Source organism: Streptomyces sp. DF42 (assembly GCF_058267695.1).
Window position 1 is genome coordinate 6,425,975 of record NZ_CM177859.1, and the last position, 17,156, is coordinate 6,443,130.

Annotated in this window: 19 protein-coding genes; 12 read left to right on the forward strand and 7 right to left on the reverse strand. The window is 71.0% G+C overall.

Annotation, left to right across the window (positions count from 1 at the left end):
- Nucleotides 1-30: 30 nt before the first annotated feature.
- Nucleotides 31-831 carry a histidinol-phosphatase gene (gene hisN, locus ACYUED_RS29620; protein ID WP_491286848.1) on the reverse strand — a complete coding sequence of 267 codons (801 nt, stop codon included), beginning with the start codon at nt 829-831 and terminating at the stop codon, nt 31-33.
- 178 nt (nt 832-1,009) lie between these two features.
- On the opposite strand from hisN, the gene ACYUED_RS29625 reads away from it, so the two are divergent.
- On the forward strand, nt 1,010-1,618 hold the full coding sequence (locus ACYUED_RS29625) for a TetR/AcrR family transcriptional regulator (RefSeq protein WP_491294489.1): 609 nt from the start codon (nt 1,010-1,012) through the stop codon (nt 1,616-1,618).
- Between the two features lie 4 nt (nt 1,619-1,622).
- Here the strand turns inward: ACYUED_RS29625 and ACYUED_RS29630 are convergent, their stop codons facing one another.
- The 4 genes from ACYUED_RS29630 to ACYUED_RS29645 form a co-directional block, all read right to left on the reverse strand.
- The gene (locus ACYUED_RS29630) at nt 1,623-1,946 is read right to left on the reverse strand and encodes a DMT family transporter (protein WP_266521263.1); all 324 of its coding nucleotides are present in this window, start codon (nt 1,944-1,946) and stop codon (nt 1,623-1,625) included.
- Nucleotides 1,947-2,022: 76 nt separating this feature from the next.
- Nucleotides 2,023-3,033 carry a ribosome small subunit-dependent GTPase A gene (gene rsgA, locus ACYUED_RS29635; RefSeq protein ID WP_491286850.1) on the reverse strand — a complete coding sequence of 337 codons (1,011 nt, stop codon included), beginning with the start codon at nt 3,031-3,033 and terminating at the stop codon, nt 2,023-2,025.
- Between the two features lie 11 nt (nt 3,034-3,044).
- A complete protein-coding gene (gene aroA, locus ACYUED_RS29640; protein WP_491286852.1) occupies nt 3,045-4,361 on the reverse strand; it encodes a 3-phosphoshikimate 1-carboxyvinyltransferase in 1,317 nt (438 codons plus the stop codon).
- Between the two features lie 123 nt (nt 4,362-4,484).
- The gene (locus ACYUED_RS29645; RefSeq protein ID WP_491286854.1) at nt 4,485-5,204 is read right to left on the reverse strand and encodes a M50 family metallopeptidase; all 720 of its coding nucleotides are present in this window, start codon (nt 5,202-5,204) and stop codon (nt 4,485-4,487) included.
- 104 nt (nt 5,205-5,308) lie between these two features.
- Here ACYUED_RS29645 and ACYUED_RS29650 point away from each other — a divergent pair, with 104 nt between their 5' ends.
- From ACYUED_RS29650 to ACYUED_RS29695, 10 genes are all read left to right on the forward strand, one after another.
- The gene (locus ACYUED_RS29650) at nt 5,309-6,124 is read left to right on the forward strand and encodes an SOS response-associated peptidase (protein ID WP_491286856.1); all 816 of its coding nucleotides are present in this window, start codon (nt 5,309-5,311) and stop codon (nt 6,122-6,124) included.
- Between the two features lies 1 nt (nt 6,125).
- Nucleotides 6,126-6,755, forward strand: coding sequence for an alpha/beta hydrolase family protein (locus ACYUED_RS29655; protein WP_491286858.1), 630 nt, complete (start codon nt 6,126-6,128; stop codon nt 6,753-6,755).
- Between the two features lie 258 nt (nt 6,756-7,013).
- Nucleotides 7,014-7,697 carry an RNA polymerase sigma factor SigR gene (gene sigR / locus ACYUED_RS29660; protein WP_491286860.1) on the forward strand — a complete coding sequence of 228 codons (684 nt, stop codon included), beginning with the start codon at nt 7,014-7,016 and terminating at the stop codon, nt 7,695-7,697.
- Nucleotides 7,694-7,996: a mycothiol system anti-sigma-R factor gene (gene rsrA / locus ACYUED_RS29665; RefSeq protein ID WP_491286862.1), complete on the forward strand. Its 303-nt coding sequence runs from the start codon at nt 7,694-7,696 to the stop codon at nt 7,994-7,996. The genes sigR and rsrA overlap by 4 nt, the downstream gene beginning before the upstream one ends.
- Nucleotides 7,997-8,126: 130 nt before the next feature.
- Complete coding sequence (locus ACYUED_RS29670; RefSeq protein WP_491286864.1) at nt 8,127-9,437, forward strand: HD-GYP domain-containing protein; 1,311 nt, start codon at nt 8,127-8,129, stop codon at nt 9,435-9,437.
- Nucleotides 9,434-10,723, forward strand: coding sequence for an HD-GYP domain-containing protein (locus tag ACYUED_RS29675; RefSeq protein ID WP_491286866.1), 1,290 nt, complete (start codon nt 9,434-9,436; stop codon nt 10,721-10,723). Before ACYUED_RS29670 ends, ACYUED_RS29675 begins: the two co-directional genes overlap by 4 nt.
- A 143-nt stretch (nt 10,724-10,866) precedes the next feature.
- Entirely contained in the window at nt 10,867-11,847 is a 981-nt protein-coding gene (locus ACYUED_RS29680; protein ID WP_491286868.1) for a tetratricopeptide repeat protein, read from the forward strand.
- A 75-nt stretch (nt 11,848-11,922) separates the two neighbouring features.
- The gene (gene def, locus ACYUED_RS29685; RefSeq protein WP_491286869.1) at nt 11,923-12,573 is read left to right on the forward strand and encodes a peptide deformylase; all 651 of its coding nucleotides are present in this window, start codon (nt 11,923-11,925) and stop codon (nt 12,571-12,573) included.
- 299 nt (nt 12,574-12,872) lie between these two features.
- Nucleotides 12,873-13,952: an epi-isozizaene synthase gene (cyc1, locus tag ACYUED_RS29690; RefSeq protein WP_491294491.1), complete on the forward strand. Its 1,080-nt coding sequence runs from the start codon at nt 12,873-12,875 to the stop codon at nt 13,950-13,952.
- The gene (locus ACYUED_RS29695; protein WP_491286871.1) at nt 13,949-15,325 is read left to right on the forward strand and encodes a bifunctional albaflavenone monooxygenase/terpene synthase; all 1,377 of its coding nucleotides are present in this window, start codon (nt 13,949-13,951) and stop codon (nt 15,323-15,325) included. Before cyc1 ends, ACYUED_RS29695 begins: the two co-directional genes overlap by 4 nt.
- A gap of 3 nt (nt 15,326-15,328) precedes the next feature.
- Here the strand turns inward: ACYUED_RS29695 and ACYUED_RS29700 are convergent, their stop codons facing one another.
- A complete protein-coding gene (locus ACYUED_RS29700; protein ID WP_491286873.1) occupies nt 15,329-16,291 on the reverse strand; it encodes a GlxA family transcriptional regulator in 963 nt (320 codons plus the stop codon).
- Between the two features lie 93 nt (nt 16,292-16,384).
- Between ACYUED_RS29700 and ACYUED_RS29705 the strand changes: the two genes are divergently transcribed.
- The gene (locus tag ACYUED_RS29705; protein ID WP_491286875.1) at nt 16,385-16,609 is read left to right on the forward strand and encodes a hypothetical protein; all 225 of its coding nucleotides are present in this window, start codon (nt 16,385-16,387) and stop codon (nt 16,607-16,609) included.
- On the opposite strand, the gene ACYUED_RS29710 is transcribed toward ACYUED_RS29705, so the two are convergent.
- Entirely contained in the window at nt 16,576-17,058 is a 483-nt protein-coding gene (locus ACYUED_RS29710; protein WP_491286877.1) for a hypothetical protein, read from the reverse strand. The genes ACYUED_RS29705 and ACYUED_RS29710 overlap by 34 nt on opposite strands.
- Nucleotides 17,059-17,156: the final 98 nt, after the last annotated feature.

The window sequence follows — 17,156 nt, forward strand, 5'->3', positions numbered from 1 at the left end:
AGAAACGCGCAGGTCAGGCCCCAAGCGCCGTCAGTAGCGCTCGTTGAGATACCCCAGGAACTCGTCGTGCAGCAGGCCGTTCGACGCGGCCGCGTTGCCGCTGTGCGGGCCTGGGCGGCCGTCGAGGCCGGTGAAGGTGCCGCCGGCCTCGGTGACGACGATCGCGTTGGCGGCCATGTCCCACAGGGAGAGTTCCGGTTCGGCGCAGATGTCGACCGCGCCCTCGGCGACCAGCATGTAGGGCCAGAAGTCCCCGTACGCGCGCGTGCGCCACACCTCGCGGGTCAGGTCCAGGAACCCGCCCAGTCGGCCCTGGTCCTCCCAGCCGGTCAGGGAGGAGTACGCGAACGACGCGTCCGACAGCTTCGCCACCCCGGAGACCTGCAGGCGGGAGGCGGAGGAGAGGCTGCGGCCGGTGAAGGCGCCGTGGCCCTTCGCGGCCCACCAGCGGCGGCCCAGCGCCGGGGCGGACACGACGCCGACGACGGGCTGGAAGCCGGTCTCGCCCGCCTCCATCAGGGAGATCAGCGTGGCCCACACCGGGACGCCGCGTACGTAGTTCTTGGTGCCGTCGATCGGGTCGACCACCCAGCGGCGGGGACCGGTGCCCTCCAGGCCGTACTCCTCACCGAGGACCGCGTCGCGCGGGCGGCCGCGCTGGAGCTGGCCGCGGATGAGCTCTTCCGCCGCCTTGTCCGCATCGCTCACCGGGGTCATGTCCGGCTTCGTCTCGACCTTGAGGTCGAGGGCCTTGAAGCGGGACATCGTTGCCGCGTCGGCGGCGTCCGCGAGGACGTGAGCGAAGCGGAGGTCGTCGTGGTAGTCCGGCATGGAACGAACGCTATCTGCCGTGGTCGGGATGGGGCTACCGGGCCTTGCTCACGGTTTGGCGGCACATTGCGGGCACGCGGCGGCCGAAGGGCGCCCCCGCGTGCGCCCGCGAACCCTTGACAGTGCCGCCGGGCGCGTCAAATCTGGGCGCAGAGCCGCTCGGCCCAGGGAGGCGATGATGCCTGCAGCGCGGGAATCCCTACTGGACGCCGCGTACACGGCGCTGGCCCGTCGGCCGTGGTCCACCGTGCGGATGGTGGACGTCGCGGCGGTGGCCGGAGTGTCCCGGCAGACCCTCTACAACGAGTTCGGCAGCAAGGAGGGTCTCGCCCGGGCACTCGTGAGAAGGGAGGCGGACACCTACCTCGCCGGGGTCGAACGGGCGCTCGCCACCCACAGTGACGCCCGCGAGCGGCTGGCCGCGACCGCCGAGTGGACCGCGTCCACGGCCCGCGACAACGCGCTCGTGCGGGCCATGCTGACCGGCTGCTGGAGCGAGCGGCTCCCCTCGCCGACGCTGTCCGCGGTGCCGTCCTCCTCGGCGGTGCCCGCGCAGCGGCGGGCGGACGGGCCGCTGCCGTCGCCGGGCGACTTCGTGGCGATGGTGCGCGACCGGGCCGTGGTCGTGCTCGCGGGACCCGGCCCGGCCAAGCCGGACACGGCGGAACTCGCCAGGTCCTGCGAGCTGGTCGTCCGCCTCGCGCTGTCCTGCGTGGCGGCTCCGCCGGGCGAGGGCGGGGTGGCGGATCTCGTGCGGGCCGTGCTGCAGCGCCAGTTGACCGCCTGACGGGTCAGTGTGCCGAGCCCGACAGCTGCAGGCCGATCACGCCGACGATGACGAAGCTGATCGAGACGAGCTTCAGGGTCGACACCAGGTCGCCCAGGAAGATCATGCCGTAGATGGCGGTGCCGGCCGCGCCGATGCCCGTCCACACGGCGTAGGCGGGGCCCACGTCCAGCTTTTTCAGGGAGAGGGTGAGCAGGCCGAAACTGCCGAGGGCGAAGACGCAGAACGCGATCGTCGGCCACAGCCGGGTGAAACCGTGCGAGAGCTTGAGGCACACGGCGAAGCCGGTCTCGAGTATTCCGGCCACGACGACCAGCAGCCACGCCATGTGGTGTCCTCCCGTATGTCCGGCTCGGTGCGATTATGCACTTGCCGGACTCGTGCCCCCACAAACAACGCGGAGGTCAGTCGCCTTCCTTGCGCTCCCTCGTCGCCAGCAGCCGGCGCAGCGAGTAGAGCCGGGCCGGGTCCGCGTGGCCCTCGGCCACCCACTCGTCCAGCGCGCAGTCCGGCTCGTCGTGGCTGCACGCGCGCGGGCAGCCCTCGGTGCCCGGCTCCAGGTCAGGGAAGGCGTGGATGACGCGGGACGGGTCGATGTGGGCGAGGCCGAAGGAACGGATGCCCGGGGTGTCGACCACCCAGCCGTTGTCGCCGGACAGGGGAAGGGCCAGCGCCGAGGTCGTGGTGTGGCGGCCGCGGCCCGTCACCGCGTTGACATGGCCCGTGAGGCGGCGGCGGTCCTCGGGGACCAGCGCGTTCACCAGCGTCGTCTTGCCGACGCCCGAGTGACCGACGAACGCGGTGATTTTTCCGTCCAGTTGCTCACGCACCCGGCCCGCCGCGTTCCCGCTCTGCAGTTCCTCGCGGCTGGTGACGACATACGGGATGTCGAGGTCGCCGTACAGCTCAAGGAGTTTGTCGGGCGGGGCGAGGTCCGACTTGGTCATGACCAGGAGCGGGGTCAGGCCGCCGTCGAACGCCGCGACCAGGCAGCGGTCGATGAGGCGCGGGCGGGGCTCCGGGTCGGCGAGGGCCGTGACGATCGCGAGCTGGTCGGCGTTGGCGACGACGACACGCTCGTACGGGTCGTCGTCGTCCGCGGTGCGGCGCAGCACCGACGCGCGTTCCTCGATGCGGACGATGCGCGCGAGGGTGTCCTTCTTGCCGGACAGGTCACCGACCAGGGCCACCCGGTCACCCACGATCGCCGCCTTGCGGCCCAGTTCGCGGGCCTTCATCGCCATGACGATCCGGTCGTCGACCAGGATGGTCAGCCGGCCCCGGTCGACGGTGAGGACCATGCCCTCGGCCGCGTCCTCGTGCTTGGGGCGGATGTGCGTACGCGGCCGGTTGCCCTTGCGGTTCGGGCGGGAGCGGATGTCGTCCTCGTCGGTGTGCTTGCCGTAGCGGCGCATGGCGTGAGTCCCTACGCCCCGAGCATCCCGGTCCACATATCGGGGAAGTCCGGCAGGGTCTTCGCCGTCGTCGCCACGTCCTCGATCTGCACGCCCTCCACCGCGAGGCCGATGATCGCGCCGGCCGTCGCCATGCGATGGTCCTCGTACGTGTGGAAGATCCCGCCGTGCAGGCGGCGCGGGCGGATGTGCAGGCCGTCGGCGGTCTCGGTGACGTCACCGCCGAGTTCGTTGATCTCCTTGGTGAGCGCGGCCAGGCGGTCCGTCTCGTGCAGTCGCAGATGGGCCACGCCCCGCAGGGTGGAGGGGGAGTCCGCGAGGGCCGCGACCGCCGCGACGCCCGGGGTCAGCTCGCCGACGTCGCCCAGGTCCACGTCGATGCCGCGGATCGCACCCGAACCGGTGAACTCAAGACCGTACTCGGTCAGTTCGCAGGAACCGCCCATATCGGTGAAGATCTCCCGCAGCTTGTCGCCGGGCTGCGTGGTGCGGGCCGGCCAGTCGGGTACGACGACCTTGCCGCCCGTCACCAGGGCCGCCGCCAGGAACGGCTGCGCGTTGGACAGGTCCGGCTCGATGGTGAGGTCCCGGCCGAGCAGCGCGCCAGGCGTCACCCGCCACACGTTCGGCTCGCCGCCCGACTCCGGCGTGTCCACCTGGGCGCCGACCGCGCGCAGCATGTCGACGGTCATGCGGATGTGCGGGAGGGAGGGCAGGGAGGAGCCGATGTGGCGGACCTCCACGCCCTGGTTGAAGCGCGGGCCGGACAGGAGCAGGGCCGACACGAACTGGGACGACGAGGACGCGTCGATCTCCACCGGGCCGCCGTCCAGCGCCCCGCCCCCGTGGACCGTCAGCGGCAGCGCGCCCCGGCCGTCGTCGTCGATCCGGGCGCCGAGCACGCGCAGCGCGTCGATCACGGCGGTCAGGGGTCGCTCGTACGACCTCGGGTCTCCGTCGAAGCGGATGGGGCCGTCGGCGAGCGCGGCGACCGGCGGCAGGAAGCGCATCACCGTGCCGGCGTTGCCCACGTCGACCGTGGCCGGGCCGTGCAGGCCCGTGGGCAGCACCCGCCAGGTCTCGCCCGTGCCGTCCGGGCCCACGCCCTCCTCGATGCCGACGCCCATCGCGCGCAGGGCGCCCGCCATCAGCAGTGTGTCCCGGGAACGCAGGGGGCGGCGCAGCCAGCCGGGTTCGGAGGCGAGGGCGGCGAGCACGAGGGCGCGGTTGGTGACTGACTTGGACCCCGGCACGTGGACCGTCGCGTCGACGGCCCCGCTCGCGTGGGGGGCGGGCCAGAGGGCGGTGGGTGCGGGGTTCGGGGCCATGGCCCCACTTTATAAGCAGGCGGTCGGTCGAGTGCGGCGGCGTGAGGCCGGTCGTGCCCCGCGGCCGAGCCGCTCACCGGCGCCGCCCCGCCCCCCTGTGACCTGCGCCCCTTCGGGCCGCGCTCACACCTCCAGCAGCCACCTGCCGCCGCCTATCAGTGAACACAGCGACACCGCGTGGAAAAGAAAGAGCCACAGCCCGGCCGGTACGTGGGTCAGTCGCGACAACTGGTCCGCGTCCGAGTCGCCCGCGGCGCCCCGTGACCTCTTCGCCTGGAGTTCGAAGGCCGGGCGTACGCCGCCCACCAGCAGGAACCAGACCACCGTGTACGCGAACGCCGCCTGGACCTGCGGGCCGGCCAGCCAGGACACCAGCAGGAACGTGCCACCGGTGACGACGACGGTCAGGGCGCCGTACGCGTTGCGGATCATCACCAGCATCGCCACCAGCAGGGCCGTCGCCAGCCACAGCAGCAGCGTGATGTGGCCGGCAGCCAGCAGCGCGGCGCCGCCGAGGCCGAGCAGCGGGGGAGCGGTGTAGCCGGCCGCCGCCGTGAGGATCATGCCCAGGCCGTGCGGCTTGCCGCGGCTGACGGTGAGGCCGCTGGTGTCGGAGTGCAGACGTATGCCCGTGAGCTGCCGGCCGGTGAGCAGAGCGATCAGGCCGTGGCCGCCCTCGTGGGCGATGGTGATCGCGTTGCGCGCCAGGCGCCAGACGCCGTGCGGGACGGTCACGGCGACCGCGGCGACGAGGGTCGCGAGCACCACCCACAGGTCGGGGTCGGGCTGGGTGCCGAAGACCCGGTCCCAGAGGGAGGCGAGCGAGGATGCGGTGCTGTCCATGGGCGGCGGTGGCTCCCGTTGGTCGGTGGAAGGGGCTGGCGCGCAGCGCGCCGTCGGTGCGACGTGGTGGCAGGGCGACGGGCGGGCCTGGCAGTGTGGCACGTATGTGCGGACGGTATGCAGCGAGTCGTAGGCCCGAGGATCTCGCAGGAATCTTTGAGATCGAGAAGTGGGAGCCGGAGGAGACCCTGGCCCCCGACTACAACGTGGCCCCCACCAAGGAGGTGTACGCCGTCCTCGACCGCCCTGTTAAGGACGTGGAGGACCCGCGACCGGTTCGCCAGCTGAGGAAGCTCAAGTGGGGCCTCGTTCCGTCCTGGTCGAAGACCCCCGAGGGCGGCGCCCGGATGATCAACGCCCGCGCGGAGACCGTGCACGAGAAGCCGTCCTACAAGCGGGCGTTCATGTCGAGGCGCTGCATCATTCCCGCCGACGGCTACTACGAGTGGGTAACCGGCACGCAGGAGCGGGACCTGGAGGTCGAGGGGAAGAAGAAACGGCCGCGCAAGCAGCCGTACTTCGTGCTGCCCGCCGACGGTTCGGTCTTCGCGATGGCCGGGCTGTACGAGTTCTGGCGGGACAAGACCCTCCCGGACGACCACCCGCAGGCCTGGTGGGTGACCTGTTCCGTCATCACCACGGAGGCGGAGACGACCCCGCTCGCGGTGGCCCCGGCCGAGGGCCCGCACGCGCTCGCCGACATCCACCCCCGGATGCCGCTGATGCTCACCCCGGACCGCTGGGACACCTGGCTGGACCCCTCCCGCACCGAACTCGACGACCTGCGCACCCTGCTGGAGGCGCCGCCCGCCGGCCTCATGCGCGCCTACCCCGTGTCCACGGCCGTCAGCAACGTCCGCAACAACGGACCGGAGCTGCTGAAGGAGCTGGAGGGGCCCGAAGAGGGCACACTCTTCTGACGTGACGACCGAGATCATTGCTACGGATGCGGGCGACGCCCGCATCACCTGGCACCGGGCGACGAACGAGCGGCTCGTGCTGGCCGTGAGCCACGGTGCGGGCGGCGGCATCGAGGCGCGGGACCTGCGCGCGCTGGCCCAGGTCCTGCCGGGCCACGGTGTGAGTGTCGCCCTCGTGGAGCAGCCCTGGCGGGTGGCCGGCAAGAAGGTGGCGCCCGCGCCCCGCACGCTTGACGTGGGGTGGCGCGGGATCTGGCCGGCGCTGGCTGGGCCCGGGCTGCCGGTGATCTCGGGCGGGCGCAGTGCGGGCGCCCGGGTCGCCTGCCGGACCGCGACCGAACTCGGCGCCCGTGCCGTGCTCGCCCTCAGCTTTCCGCTCCACCCGCCGGGACGGCCGGAGAAGTCCCGGGCCGGGGAACTCCTCGGGGCCGGGGTGCCCACCCTCGTCGTGCAGGGAGGCAACGACCCGTTCGGGAAGCCTGACGAGTTCCCCCACGGTGTGTACGAACTGGTCGAGGTGCCGTACGGCGATCACGGGTTCGCCGTGCCCAAGCGGGCGGAGATCGGCCAGGACGAGGCCGTGGCGATCATCACGGACGCGGTCGTGAAGTGGGCCGGATCACTGGGGTAAAGGACCGGGAATGTTGCGGACCGGCCCTGGCGTTGAGGCGGACAGAAGTGCTGAACAACCAGCACCGACGTCGTGGGAGAGGAAGTCCGCCGCATGGGTTCGACCGTATGTCCGAGCCGCAGCAGCCGCACTGACCTGGACTGGACGGTGCTGTCTGCGGCCAAGACCACCCCTATTCGAGGGGCGGCGGGGACGGGTCGTCGTCTATCCTCCGATTCTGGTGGTACCGGTTTCGGTGCTGCCCGCAATCTTGAGGAGGTGGGTCCGGTCACTGGGATCGACGCAGGGACCGACAACGGCCAGGCGGAGCTGCCCGAGGGCCAGGGCGTCAGCGCGGAGTCGGCCTCGGAGCGCAGTGCGCGCTTCGAGCGGGACGCGCTCGAATTCCTCGACCAGATGTACTCGGCCGCGCTGCGCATGACGCGCAACCCCGCCGACGCGGAGGACCTGGTGCAGGAGACGTACGCGAAGGCGTACGCGTCCTTCCACCAGTTCCGTGAAGGCACCAACCTCAAGGCGTGGCTGTACCGGATCCTCACGAACACGTTCATCAACTCGTACCGCAAGAAGCAGCGTGAACCCCAGCGCTCGGCGGCCGAGGAGATCGAGGACTGGCAGCTCGCCCGTGCCGAGTCGCACATGTCGACGGGTCTGCGCTCCGCGGAGTCGCAGGCGCTCGACCACCTGCCGGACTCGGACGTGAAGGCGGCCCTCCAGGCGATCCCCGAGGAGTTCCGCATCGCCGTCTACCTCGCCGACGTCGAGGGCTTTGCGTACAAGGAGATCGCGGACATCATGGGGACACCCATCGGTACGGTGATGTCCCGGCTGCACCGGGGCCGCCGTCAACTGCGCGGCATGCTCGAGGACTACGCCCGTGAGCGCGGACTGGTCCCGGCCGGCGCGGGAGAGTCGAACGAAGCGAAAGGCTCGGGCTCATGAGCTGCGGAGAGCCGCACGAGACGGACTGCAGTGAGGTCCTCGACCATCTCTACGAGTTCCTCGACAGCGAGATGCCGGACGTCGACCGCGACAAGTTCAAGCAGCACTTCACGGAGTGCTCACCGTGCCTGGAGAAGTACGGCCTGGAGCAGGCCGTGAAGAAGCTGGTCAAGCGGTGCTGCGGGCATGACGACGTGCCGAGCGACCTGCGCGCCAAGGTCATGGGGCGGCTCGACCTGATCCGCTCCGGACAGGCCGTCCCCGACCACGACGTCACCGCGACCCCGCAGGAGTCCTGACCCCATCGGACCCCGTCCGGAGCGGGCTGCCGTCACTCGTACGTGCTAATCCGCGGTTCATCAGCCCGCGAACTCCCCCGATGCAGCCCTAGGCTCATCTGCCAGAGCTGGCCGGCCGGGGGAGGGCGCGATGGAGGCGGTTCCGGTACGGGCACGCGCGTATGTCGCCTGCGCGGCCCTCGGCGCCCTGTTCTGTGTACTCCCACTGCCCGGCACGCGTGCGCCCTGGTGGGCGATCGCCCTGCTCGCCGTGCTGTACGCCGCCTGCGAGCAGGCCGCCGCGCGATGGCGCTTTGCCGGAACGTTCTACCCCGTCCTGCTCGCGGCCGCCTTCCTGCTGCCGCCGCCCGCCGCCGCGCTGGTCCCGCTGCCGGGTGCGCTGCTCTCCCGTGTCGACCGGCGGCCGCGCCGCCTGCGGCGGGCCTGGCGGGCGGCCCAGCTGGTCCTCGGCGTGTGGGCCGCGAGCCGGGTGCACTGGGCGCTGGGCGGCAGGGACGCCGTCGTCGCCTGCGACTTCCCGTACGCGCTGGTGCCCGCCGGTGCCGCGGTGCTCGCGTTCTGTCTGGCGCTGACCGCCCTGGACGGCGGGATCCGCGCACTGGCCGACCGGCTGCCGGTGCGACGCGCCTGGCGGGGCCTGCTCGTACGATCCCTCGCGCCCGTCGCCGTGCACGGGCTCGCCGGGCTGATGATGGCCGTCCTGTGGCGCAGCCCGTACGGGCCCGTCGCCGCCCTGCTCGTCCTGCTGCCGATGTGCGTGTCCTGGTGGGTCTTCGCGCAGTACCACCGCGAGCGCGCCGCCCATCAGGCGACGATCCGCGCGCTGGTCCAGGCCGTCGACATCAAGGACGAGTACACGCGCGGCCACAGCGAACGGGTCGGCCAGGCCTCGATGATGATCGCCCGTGAACTCGGCATGGACGACGAGCGCGTCGAGGTGCTGAGGTTCGCGGGGATCCTGCACGACGTGGGCAAACTCGGCGTCCCCACACGGCTGTTGCGCAAGGACGGCCCGCTCACGCCCGAGGAACGGCGGGTGATCGAACTGCATCCCGAGTACGGGCACGAGATGGTGCGCGGCATCGGCTTCCTCGGCGAGGCCCGGGCCGCCGTACTCCACCATCACGAGCGGCTGGACGGCAGCGGCTACCCGTACGGCCTGAGGGGGGCTCAGATCCCCGAATCGGCACGGGTGGTGGCCGTGGCAGACGCCTTCGACGCGATGACGTCCACACGCTCCTACCGGCGGTCGCGGCCCGTGCCGACCGCTCTGCAGGAGCTGGAGCGGTGTGCGGGATCGCAGTTCGACCCACGGATGGTCACGGCACTGATGCGGGCGCTGTGCAGGAACGGCTGGCATCCCGCGGTCACCGCGCAGGAGCAGCCACGCCCGCCCGCACCGGCCACGCCCGTCCCCGTCCGCCCGAGAACCCACCGATGAGTGCCCCACCACCCCTGACGGCCCTCATCCACGGCTGCGCCGCCCTCCTCGCCGTCGGCTGTCTCGCCGTCACCCGCGCGAGCGGCCTCCAGGAGCGCCCCGCCGCGCTCGCCTTCGGCCTGCTCGTCACCGTCGGCGAGCTCCACCGGTGGACCGGCGCCCGGGTCAGGGAGGCCGCGCCGCTCGGGGCCGCCGGAGCCCTCGCGTACGCCCTGCTCGGAGGGGACGCCGGGCAGCCCACCCACCACGGTGCCGCCCAGGTCGTCGCCGTCGTCCTCGGCGCCGCCCTGATCGGCAGCGTGCCGCACATCGCGCGCGGACAGGGGCCCGTGCTCGACCATCTCGCGCGGCGCGTGCTCACCGTCCCGTTCGCCGCCGCCTGCTTCCAACCCCTGTACAACCGGGGGACGTTCGGCCGGTGGAGCGGTCCCGCGTACGCGCTGCTGCTGCTCGCGATCCTCGGTCTCACCGCGTTGTGCGACGCCGTGCTCGCCGCCGCGCTCGCGCACTCCCGGACCCGCTGGCCCTTCGGTCCGCTCCTGCGGGACGAGCTGCACGCCCTGCTCGGCATCGGCTCGGCCGTGTGCGCCACGGGCGCGGTGATGGCGCTCGCGGTCGCCGTCGTCGGGCTGTGGGCGCTGCCCGTGTTCTCGCTCCCGCTGCTGCTGACCCAGCTGTCCCTGCGCCGGTACGCCGCCGTGCGGACCACCTACCGGCAGACCATCACCTCCCTCGCCCGGGCCACCGAGATCGCCGGGTACACCCCCGCCGGGCACGCCCTGCGGGTGGCGACCCTCAGCCGCGCCGTCGGGCGGGACCTGGGGCTCACCCGGCCCGCGCTGACCGTTCTGGAGTACGCGGCCCTGATGCACGACATCGGCCAGCTGAGCCTGCTCGACCCGGTGCCGGCCGGGGCCACCGCCGTGCTGCCCGCGCCCGAACAGCGCCGGATCGCCCTGCTGGGCGGCGCCGTCGTACGCCAGACCGGGGTGGACGCGGCGGTCGCCGTGGTCGTCGAGCGGCAGGCCGACCCCTACCGGGAGCAGCCGGTCGCCGCGCGGATCGTGCGGGCCGTCAACGCCTACGAGGAGAAGGCACGCGACGCCGGGCCCGGCGGCCCCCTGACGGCCCTGGAGGAGCTGCGGCTGGCCACCGCGGAGGAGTACGCGCCCGAGGTGGTGGAATCGCTGGCCCGGGTCCTTGCCCAGAGCGGGGGGTGGCGCGGCGGGGGTGCCGCCCAGGTGTTCGGCTCCGGGGGAGCTTCGGCCGGGGGCGGTGGCGGGTGACGGGCGGGCTGTCTGACCCTGCCCGCGGCTGGGTAACCCATGGGTAATGAGCGCCCTTCCAGCCGTACGTGGTTGGATGCGAATGAGAGGGTGTGTCCGGGGGCAGCACTAGCCAGCCCACTCCACGGAACTGGCAGGGAATCGTGAGGATCTTCGGCAAGGGACGGCACCGGCCCTCCGCCTCCTGGCGGCAGGCCACCGATCGGGCCTTCACACTGATCGGGGACGGCCGGTACGAGGACGCGGGCGCGTTGCTGACACGTGCCGCCGATCTGGAGCCCTGGCTGTCCGAGTCCTGGTTCAACCTCGCTCTGCTGCACAAGTTCCGGCACGACTGGGAGCAGGCCCGGGCGGCGGGCCTGAGGGCGGTCGCACTGCTCGACCGGGAGAGCGGGGCGCCCGACTGGTGGAACGTCGGCATCGCGGCCACCGCCCTGCAGGACTGGCCGCTCGCCCGGCGGGCCTGGCAGGCGTACGGGCTGCGGGTACCGGGCATGGCCACCGCGTCCGGGGAGCCCCTCGGTATGGATCTCGGCAGCGCCGCCGTGCGGCTGTCCCCGGAAGGGGAGGCCGAGGTGGTGTGGGGGCGGCGGCTGGACCCCGCCCGTATCGAGGTGCTGTCGATCCCGCTGCCGTCCTCCGGGCGGCGCTGGGGCGAGGTCGTGCTGCACGACGGGGTGCCGCACGGCGAGCGGACCACGGCGGCCGGGCACTCCTACCCCGTCTTCGACGAGATCGAGCTGTGGGCACCGTCGCCCGTGCCGACCTGGGTGGTGCTGCTGGAGGCGGCCACCGAGGCCGACCGGGACGCGCTGGAGCAGCTGGCCGCGGACGCGGGCTTCGCCGCCGAGGACTGGTCGTCCTCCGTGCGGCTGCTGTGTCGTATGTGCTCCGAGTCGCAGATGCCGTCCGACGAGGGTGACGGAGAGCACCTGGATCCGCACGACCAGAGTGAGCCGGGACACCCCGGGCCGCTCGGGCATCGGACCGACGGGCAGCTGTGGGTACCCGAGCGGGAGTGCGGCGTCGCCGCCCCGGCCTCGTTGGTGCGGGGGTTGCTCGACGGGTGGGTCGCCGACAGCCCGGACTCCAGGGACTGGCGGGACCTCGAAGAAGTCTGCTGAACAGACCTCCCTTCAAAAGTCCCTTTAGGCTGTAGTCGCAGAATTCTCATGGTTGCAGGAAGGCATACGTCGGTCATGGCGCAGCAGGACACCGATCAGCAGCACGCGGGCGTGCTCCCCGTGGACGACGAGGGCTTCGTCATCGACACCGAGGAGGCCGAGGAGCGGGAGCAGGCCTGGCGGGAGGCCGGGACCTCGCGGCCGATCACGGTCGTCGGGAACCCGGTGCTGCACAAGGAGTGCAGGGACGTCACCGACTTCGGGGAGGAGCTGCAGCAGCTGGTCGCGGACATGTTCGCCAGCCAGCGCACCGCCGAGGGCGTGGGCCTGGCCGCCAACCAGATCGGCGTCGACCTGAAGGTCTTCGTCTACGACTGCGGTGACGACGAGGGCGCGCGGCACGTGGGCGTCGTCTGCAACCCCGAGCTGGTCGACCTGCCCGCCGAGAAGCGCCGTCTGGACGACAGCAACGAGGGCTGTCTGTCGGTGCCCACCGCGTACGCGCCGCTCGCCCGTCCGGACTACGCCGAGGTGACCGGGCAGGACGAGAAGGGCAACCCGGTCAGGGTTCGCGGCACCGGCTACTTCGCCCGGTGTTTGCAGCACGAGACCGACCACCTGTACGGCTACCTGTACATCGACCGCCTGTCCAAGCGCGAGCGCAAGGACGCGCTGCGGCAGATGGCCGAGAACGAGCCCCGCTACCCCGTGGTCGCCAACGGCTGAGGTCTCACCACCCTCATCACCGATCACCACTCCCATGCGCACGGCGCCTGTTCACGTTCACCTCGCTGACCAGGCGCCGTTCGTGTGTCCGTCGCACGTTCGATCGGGTGTGTGCCGGTAGCGATCCATATTCAGTCACACAAGGGGATATTCTCGGCACCCTGGGGTAGTGAGTGGGGCAAATCCGTTCCCAGAACGGTCAGTTGTAGTGCTGAATGGGATGTGCGGGGATACGCAACGGCGCACGCCCGGCATCGCGGGAGGGGCGTGTGCAACTGGCGGCTGAGAGGGGTTTGTTCGTGCCTGTTTTCTCACACAGCACCACAGCGACTGCGATCGCGGTCCCACCGTCACTCTCACTTCCAGTGATCGAGGCAGCGTTTCCCCGACAACTGCATCCGTATTGGCCTCGATTGCAGGACAAGACACGCACCTGGCTGCTGGAGAAACGGCTCATGCCGGCGGACAAGGTGGAGGAATATGCCGATCGACTTTGCTACACCGACCTCATGGCGGGGTACTACCTCGGCGCCCCGGACGAGGTCCTCCAGGCGATAGCGGACTACAGCGCGTGGTTCTTCGTCTGGGACGACCGCCACGACCGCGACATCGTGTTCGGCCGGCCGGCCGCCTGGCGACGGCTCAGGTTCAGCCTGCACAAGGCCCTCGACTCTCCCGAGCACCACCTGCACCACGAGGACCCCCTGGTCGGGGCGTTCGCGGACAGTATGGTGCGTCTGTACGCGTTCCTGCCGGAGTCCTGGAACGCCCGCTTCGCCCGGCACTTCCACGCAGTGATCGAGGCGTACGACCGCGAGTTCCGCAACCGCACCGAAGGGATCATCCCCACCGTCGAGGAATACCTCGAACTGCGCCGCCTCACCTTCGCGCACTGGATCTGGACCGATCTGCTGGAACCGAGTGCGGGCTGTGAACTCCCGGACTTCGTGCGTAAGCACCCGGCATATCGGCGTGCGGCGCTCCTGAGCCAGGAATTCGCCGCGTGGTACAACGACCTCTGCTCGCTTCCGAAGGAAATCGCGGGCGACGAGGTGCACAACCTCGGAATCAGTCTCATAAAACACCAGGGGCTGACTCTGGAAGAAGCCGTCGCCGAAATGAGGCGGCGCATCGAGAAATGCATCTCCGAATTCCTCGTCGCCGAACGAGGCGCCTTACGGTTCGCCGACGGCCTCGCCGACGGCACCGTGCGCGGAAAAGAAATCAGTGCCGCCGTGAGTGCCTGCGTCCGCAATATGCGGAACTGGTTCTCGACCGTCTACTGGTTCCACCACGAGTCCGGCCGCTACATGGTCGACAGCTGGGACGACCGGTCCACGCCCCCGTACGTCAACAACGAAGCGGTAGGTGAGAAATGACCGTCGAGTCTGTGAAGCCCGAACCGCAGATATATGCGGAATCCAAGCTGCGTGAGCCCCCCCTTGCCGGCGGCGCGGTCCCGGTCCTCGGCCACGGCCTGAAGCTGGTGCGCGACCCGCTCGCCTTCATGTCCGGGCTGCGCGAGCACGGCGACGTCGTACGGCTCAAGCTCGGTCCCAAGACGGTGTACGCGCCCACCACCCCGGAGCTGACCGGGGCCCTGGCGCTCAACCCCGACTTCAAGATCGACGGCCCGCTGTGGGAGTCCCTGGAGGGGCTGCTCGGCAAAGAGGGCGTCGCGACCGCCAACGGCCCCCGCCACCGGCGTCAACGGCGCACCATCCAGCCCGCGTTCCGGCTCGACGCGATCCCCGCCTACGGCCCGATCATGGAGGAGGAGGCGCACGCGCTGACCGAGCGCTGGCAGTCCGGCGAGACGATCGACTGCACCTCCGAGTCCTTCCGTGTCGCCGTGCGCGTCGCGGCCCGCTGTCTGCTGCGCGGCGACTACATGGACGAGCGGGCCGAGCGGCTGTGCGTCGCGCTCGCCACCGTCTTCCGCGGCATGTACCGGCGGATGGTGGTCCCGCTCGGGCCGCTGTACAAGCTGCCGCTGCCGCCCAACCGCAAATTCAACCGGGCTCTGGCCGATTTGCATCTCCTCGTCGACGAGATCGTCGCCGAGCGCCGCGCATCTAGTCAAAAGCCGGACGATTTGCTGACGGCATTGCTGGAGGCGAAGGACGAGAATGGCGACCCCATCGGGGAACAGGAGATCCACGACCAGGTCGTCGCGATAGTCACCCCCGGAAGCGAAACCGTCGCGTCCACGATCATGTGGCTGCTGCAGGTCCTCGCAGAACACCCGGAACACGCCGACAAGGTGCACGACGAAGTCGAATCGGTCACCGGCGGCCGACCGGTCGCATTCGACGACGTCCGCAAGCTCAGGCACACCAACAATGTCGTCGTCGAGGCCATGCGTTTGCGGCCGGCCGTATGGATATTGACCCGGCGGGCGGTGACCGACACGGAACTCGGTGGCTATCGCATTCCGGCCGGGGCCGACATCGTCTACAGCCCGTACGCGATCCAGCGCGATCCCAAGTCGTACACGGGCAACCTCGAGTTCGACCCCGACCGCTGGCTTCCCGACCGGGTCAAGGACGTGCCGAAACACGCCATGAGTCCGTTCAGCACGGGTAATCGCAAATGCCCCAGCGACCACTTCTCGATGGCCCAGCTGTCCCTGATCACGGCGGCGGTGGCGAGCAAGTACCGCTTCGAGCAGGTGGCCGGGTCCGACGACCGCACCCGCGTGGGCATCACGCTGCGCCCGCAGAAGCTGCTGCTGAAGCCGGTACCGAGGTGACCGTCAGGCCGCTTCCGGTCCCCTGAACGTGCGGCGGTAGGCATTCGGGGTGGTCCCGATCGCCTGGACGAACTGGTGACGCAGCGCGGCCGCGTTGCCGAACCCCGTCCGGCCGGCGATCGAGTCCACCGTCTCGTCCGTCGCCTCCAGCAACCGCTGGGCCTGCAGCACGCGTTGGCGCAGGATCCAGCGGTAGGGAGTGGTTCCCGTCTCCTGCTGGAAGCGGCGGGCGAAGGTGCGCGGCGACATGTGCGCGCGCTCGGCCAGCTGCTCGACGGTGACCTCCTCGTCGAGGTGCCGCTCCATCCACACCAGCACCTCGGCGACCGTGTCGCCGTGCGAGCGGGGCAGCGGGCGCTCGATGTACTGTGCCTGCCCGCCGTCCCGGTGCGGCGGCACCACCATGCGCCGGGCGATCTTGTTGGCGACGTCCGGGCCCTGCTCCTTGCGCACGATGTGCAGACAGGCGTCGATGCCGGCGGCGGTGCCCGCGGAGGTGATCACCGGGTCCTCGTCGACGTACAGGACGTCGGGCTCGACGGTCAGTCGCGGGTACGCCAGCGCCAGCTGGTCCGCGTCGTGCCAGTGCACGGCGCAGCGCCGGCCGTCCAGCAGTCCGGCCGCGGCGAGCACGAAGACACCCGAGCAGACGCTGAGCACCCGGGCCCCGCGCTCGGCCCCGCGCCGCAGCGCCTCAAGCAGCTCGGGCGGAAACTCCCGGGTCCCGTAGCGGGCGCCGGCCGGTACCGCGATGAGGTCGGCCTCCTCCAGCCGGTCCAGGCCGTGCTCGACCTGCATGGAGAAGCCCGCGCGCGTGCTCAGCACCCGCCCCTCGGCCGAGGCGACCGCGAAGTCGTACACGGGCAGTCCGTCGTCACTGCGGTCGGTGCCGAACACCTCGCACACGACGGCCAGTTCGAAGGGATTCACGCCGTCCAGCACGACGGCGGCAACATTCTGCAGCATGTCTCCAGTGTGCCTCGGCATTGGCAGTATTTCGAGGTCCTACGGCAGTCCTGCCACTGTTGGTAAGGAGTGAACGGGTCGACAGTGGTGTCTATGGATACGGCACACATCGAAGGACTGATCGGAATGCTGACCGTTCTCGCCATCCTCGTCGTCATGGTCCTCCCGTCAGTGATCGGCATCGCGCACGACCGTCGTATCGACCGCCAGATCCGCGAGGCCGACCGCGCCCGCCGGGAGGCCGCGGGCCCCGGGCCCACGGAGCGCCTCACACCGAGGCAGCGCTACCTCACCACCACGGTGATCCACCACTCCTGAATACCCAGGCAGGAGACCCGGCCCGTCCGGGTGGCGCACAGCGGCCGCGTGGACGTGAGCCGGGTCTTTCCCGTCGACACCGCCTTGAAGGCGGCGCTCGCGTCGCCGCGCTGCAGGACGATCCCGCTGTTGGTGGGTTCGAGCCCGGAGCCGTCGGCGGACAGGGGCTTCCAGGGTCGCCCGGGGGTTCCGTCCAGGGTGACGCGCACGGTGTCGCCCACTGCCAGGCACACGTTCCGCCCGCTGTCCTCGGCGTCGAGCATCGAGGCCTGCGTGCAGCCCGTGGGGCTCGTCGTCGGGCTCGGCGGCCGGGTTCCCGCGGGGGTGGGGGAGGGCGACACGTTGGTGCTGTCGCCGCTCTTGCCGCTGTCGCTCTGGCTGCCGCAGCCGGCGAGGACAAGGGTGAGTGCCGTGAGGGCGAGGGTCGTGTGGCGGATCGTTCGACGCATGGGGGGCCTCCTCTCCCCTCTGACGTGTCACCCGCTCTCCTGGATCCAAGCCGGGCCCCGGCCGCGAAGGCGGCGGCCGGGGCCCGGGGCCGTGCGGG

Excerpts from the sequence above, each read along its gene's own strand:
- hisN (WP_491286848.1), bottom strand. The coding sequence starts at position 831 with ATGCCGGACTACCACGACGACCTCCGCTTCGCTCACGTCCTCGCGGAC.
- ACYUED_RS29625 (WP_491294489.1), top strand. The coding sequence starts at position 1,010 with ATGCCTGCAGCGCGGGAATCCCTACTGGACGCCGCGTACACGGCGCTG.
- ACYUED_RS29630 (WP_266521263.1), bottom strand. The coding sequence starts at position 1,946 with ATGGCGTGGCTGCTGGTCGTCGTGGCCGGAATACTCGAGACCGGCTTC.
- rsgA (WP_491286850.1), bottom strand. The coding sequence starts at position 3,033 with ATGCGCCGCTACGGCAAGCACACCGACGAGGACGACATCCGCTCCCGC.
- aroA (WP_491286852.1), bottom strand. The coding sequence starts at position 4,361 with ATGGCCCCGAACCCCGCACCCACCGCCCTCTGGCCCGCCCCCCACGCG.
- ACYUED_RS29645 (WP_491286854.1), bottom strand. The coding sequence starts at position 5,204 with ATGGACAGCACCGCATCCTCGCTCGCCTCCCTCTGGGACCGGGTCTTC.
- ACYUED_RS29650 (WP_491286856.1), top strand. The coding sequence starts at position 5,309 with ATGTGCGGACGGTATGCAGCGAGTCGTAGGCCCGAGGATCTCGCAGGA.
- rsrA (WP_491286862.1), top strand. The coding sequence starts at position 7,694 with ATGAGCTGCGGAGAGCCGCACGAGACGGACTGCAGTGAGGTCCTCGAC.
- ACYUED_RS29670 (WP_491286864.1), top strand. The coding sequence starts at position 8,127 with ATGGAGGCGGTTCCGGTACGGGCACGCGCGTATGTCGCCTGCGCGGCC.
- ACYUED_RS29675 (WP_491286866.1), top strand. The coding sequence starts at position 9,434 with ATGAGTGCCCCACCACCCCTGACGGCCCTCATCCACGGCTGCGCCGCC.
- def (WP_491286869.1), top strand. The coding sequence starts at position 11,923 with ATGGCGCAGCAGGACACCGATCAGCAGCACGCGGGCGTGCTCCCCGTG.
- ACYUED_RS29695 (WP_491286871.1), top strand. The coding sequence starts at position 13,949 with ATGACCGTCGAGTCTGTGAAGCCCGAACCGCAGATATATGCGGAATCC.
- ACYUED_RS29700 (WP_491286873.1), bottom strand. The coding sequence starts at position 16,291 with ATGCTGCAGAATGTTGCCGCCGTCGTGCTGGACGGCGTGAATCCCTTC.
- ACYUED_RS29705 (WP_491286875.1), top strand. The coding sequence starts at position 16,385 with ATGGATACGGCACACATCGAAGGACTGATCGGAATGCTGACCGTTCTC.
- ACYUED_RS29710 (WP_491286877.1), bottom strand. The coding sequence starts at position 17,058 with ATGCGTCGAACGATCCGCCACACGACCCTCGCCCTCACGGCACTCACC.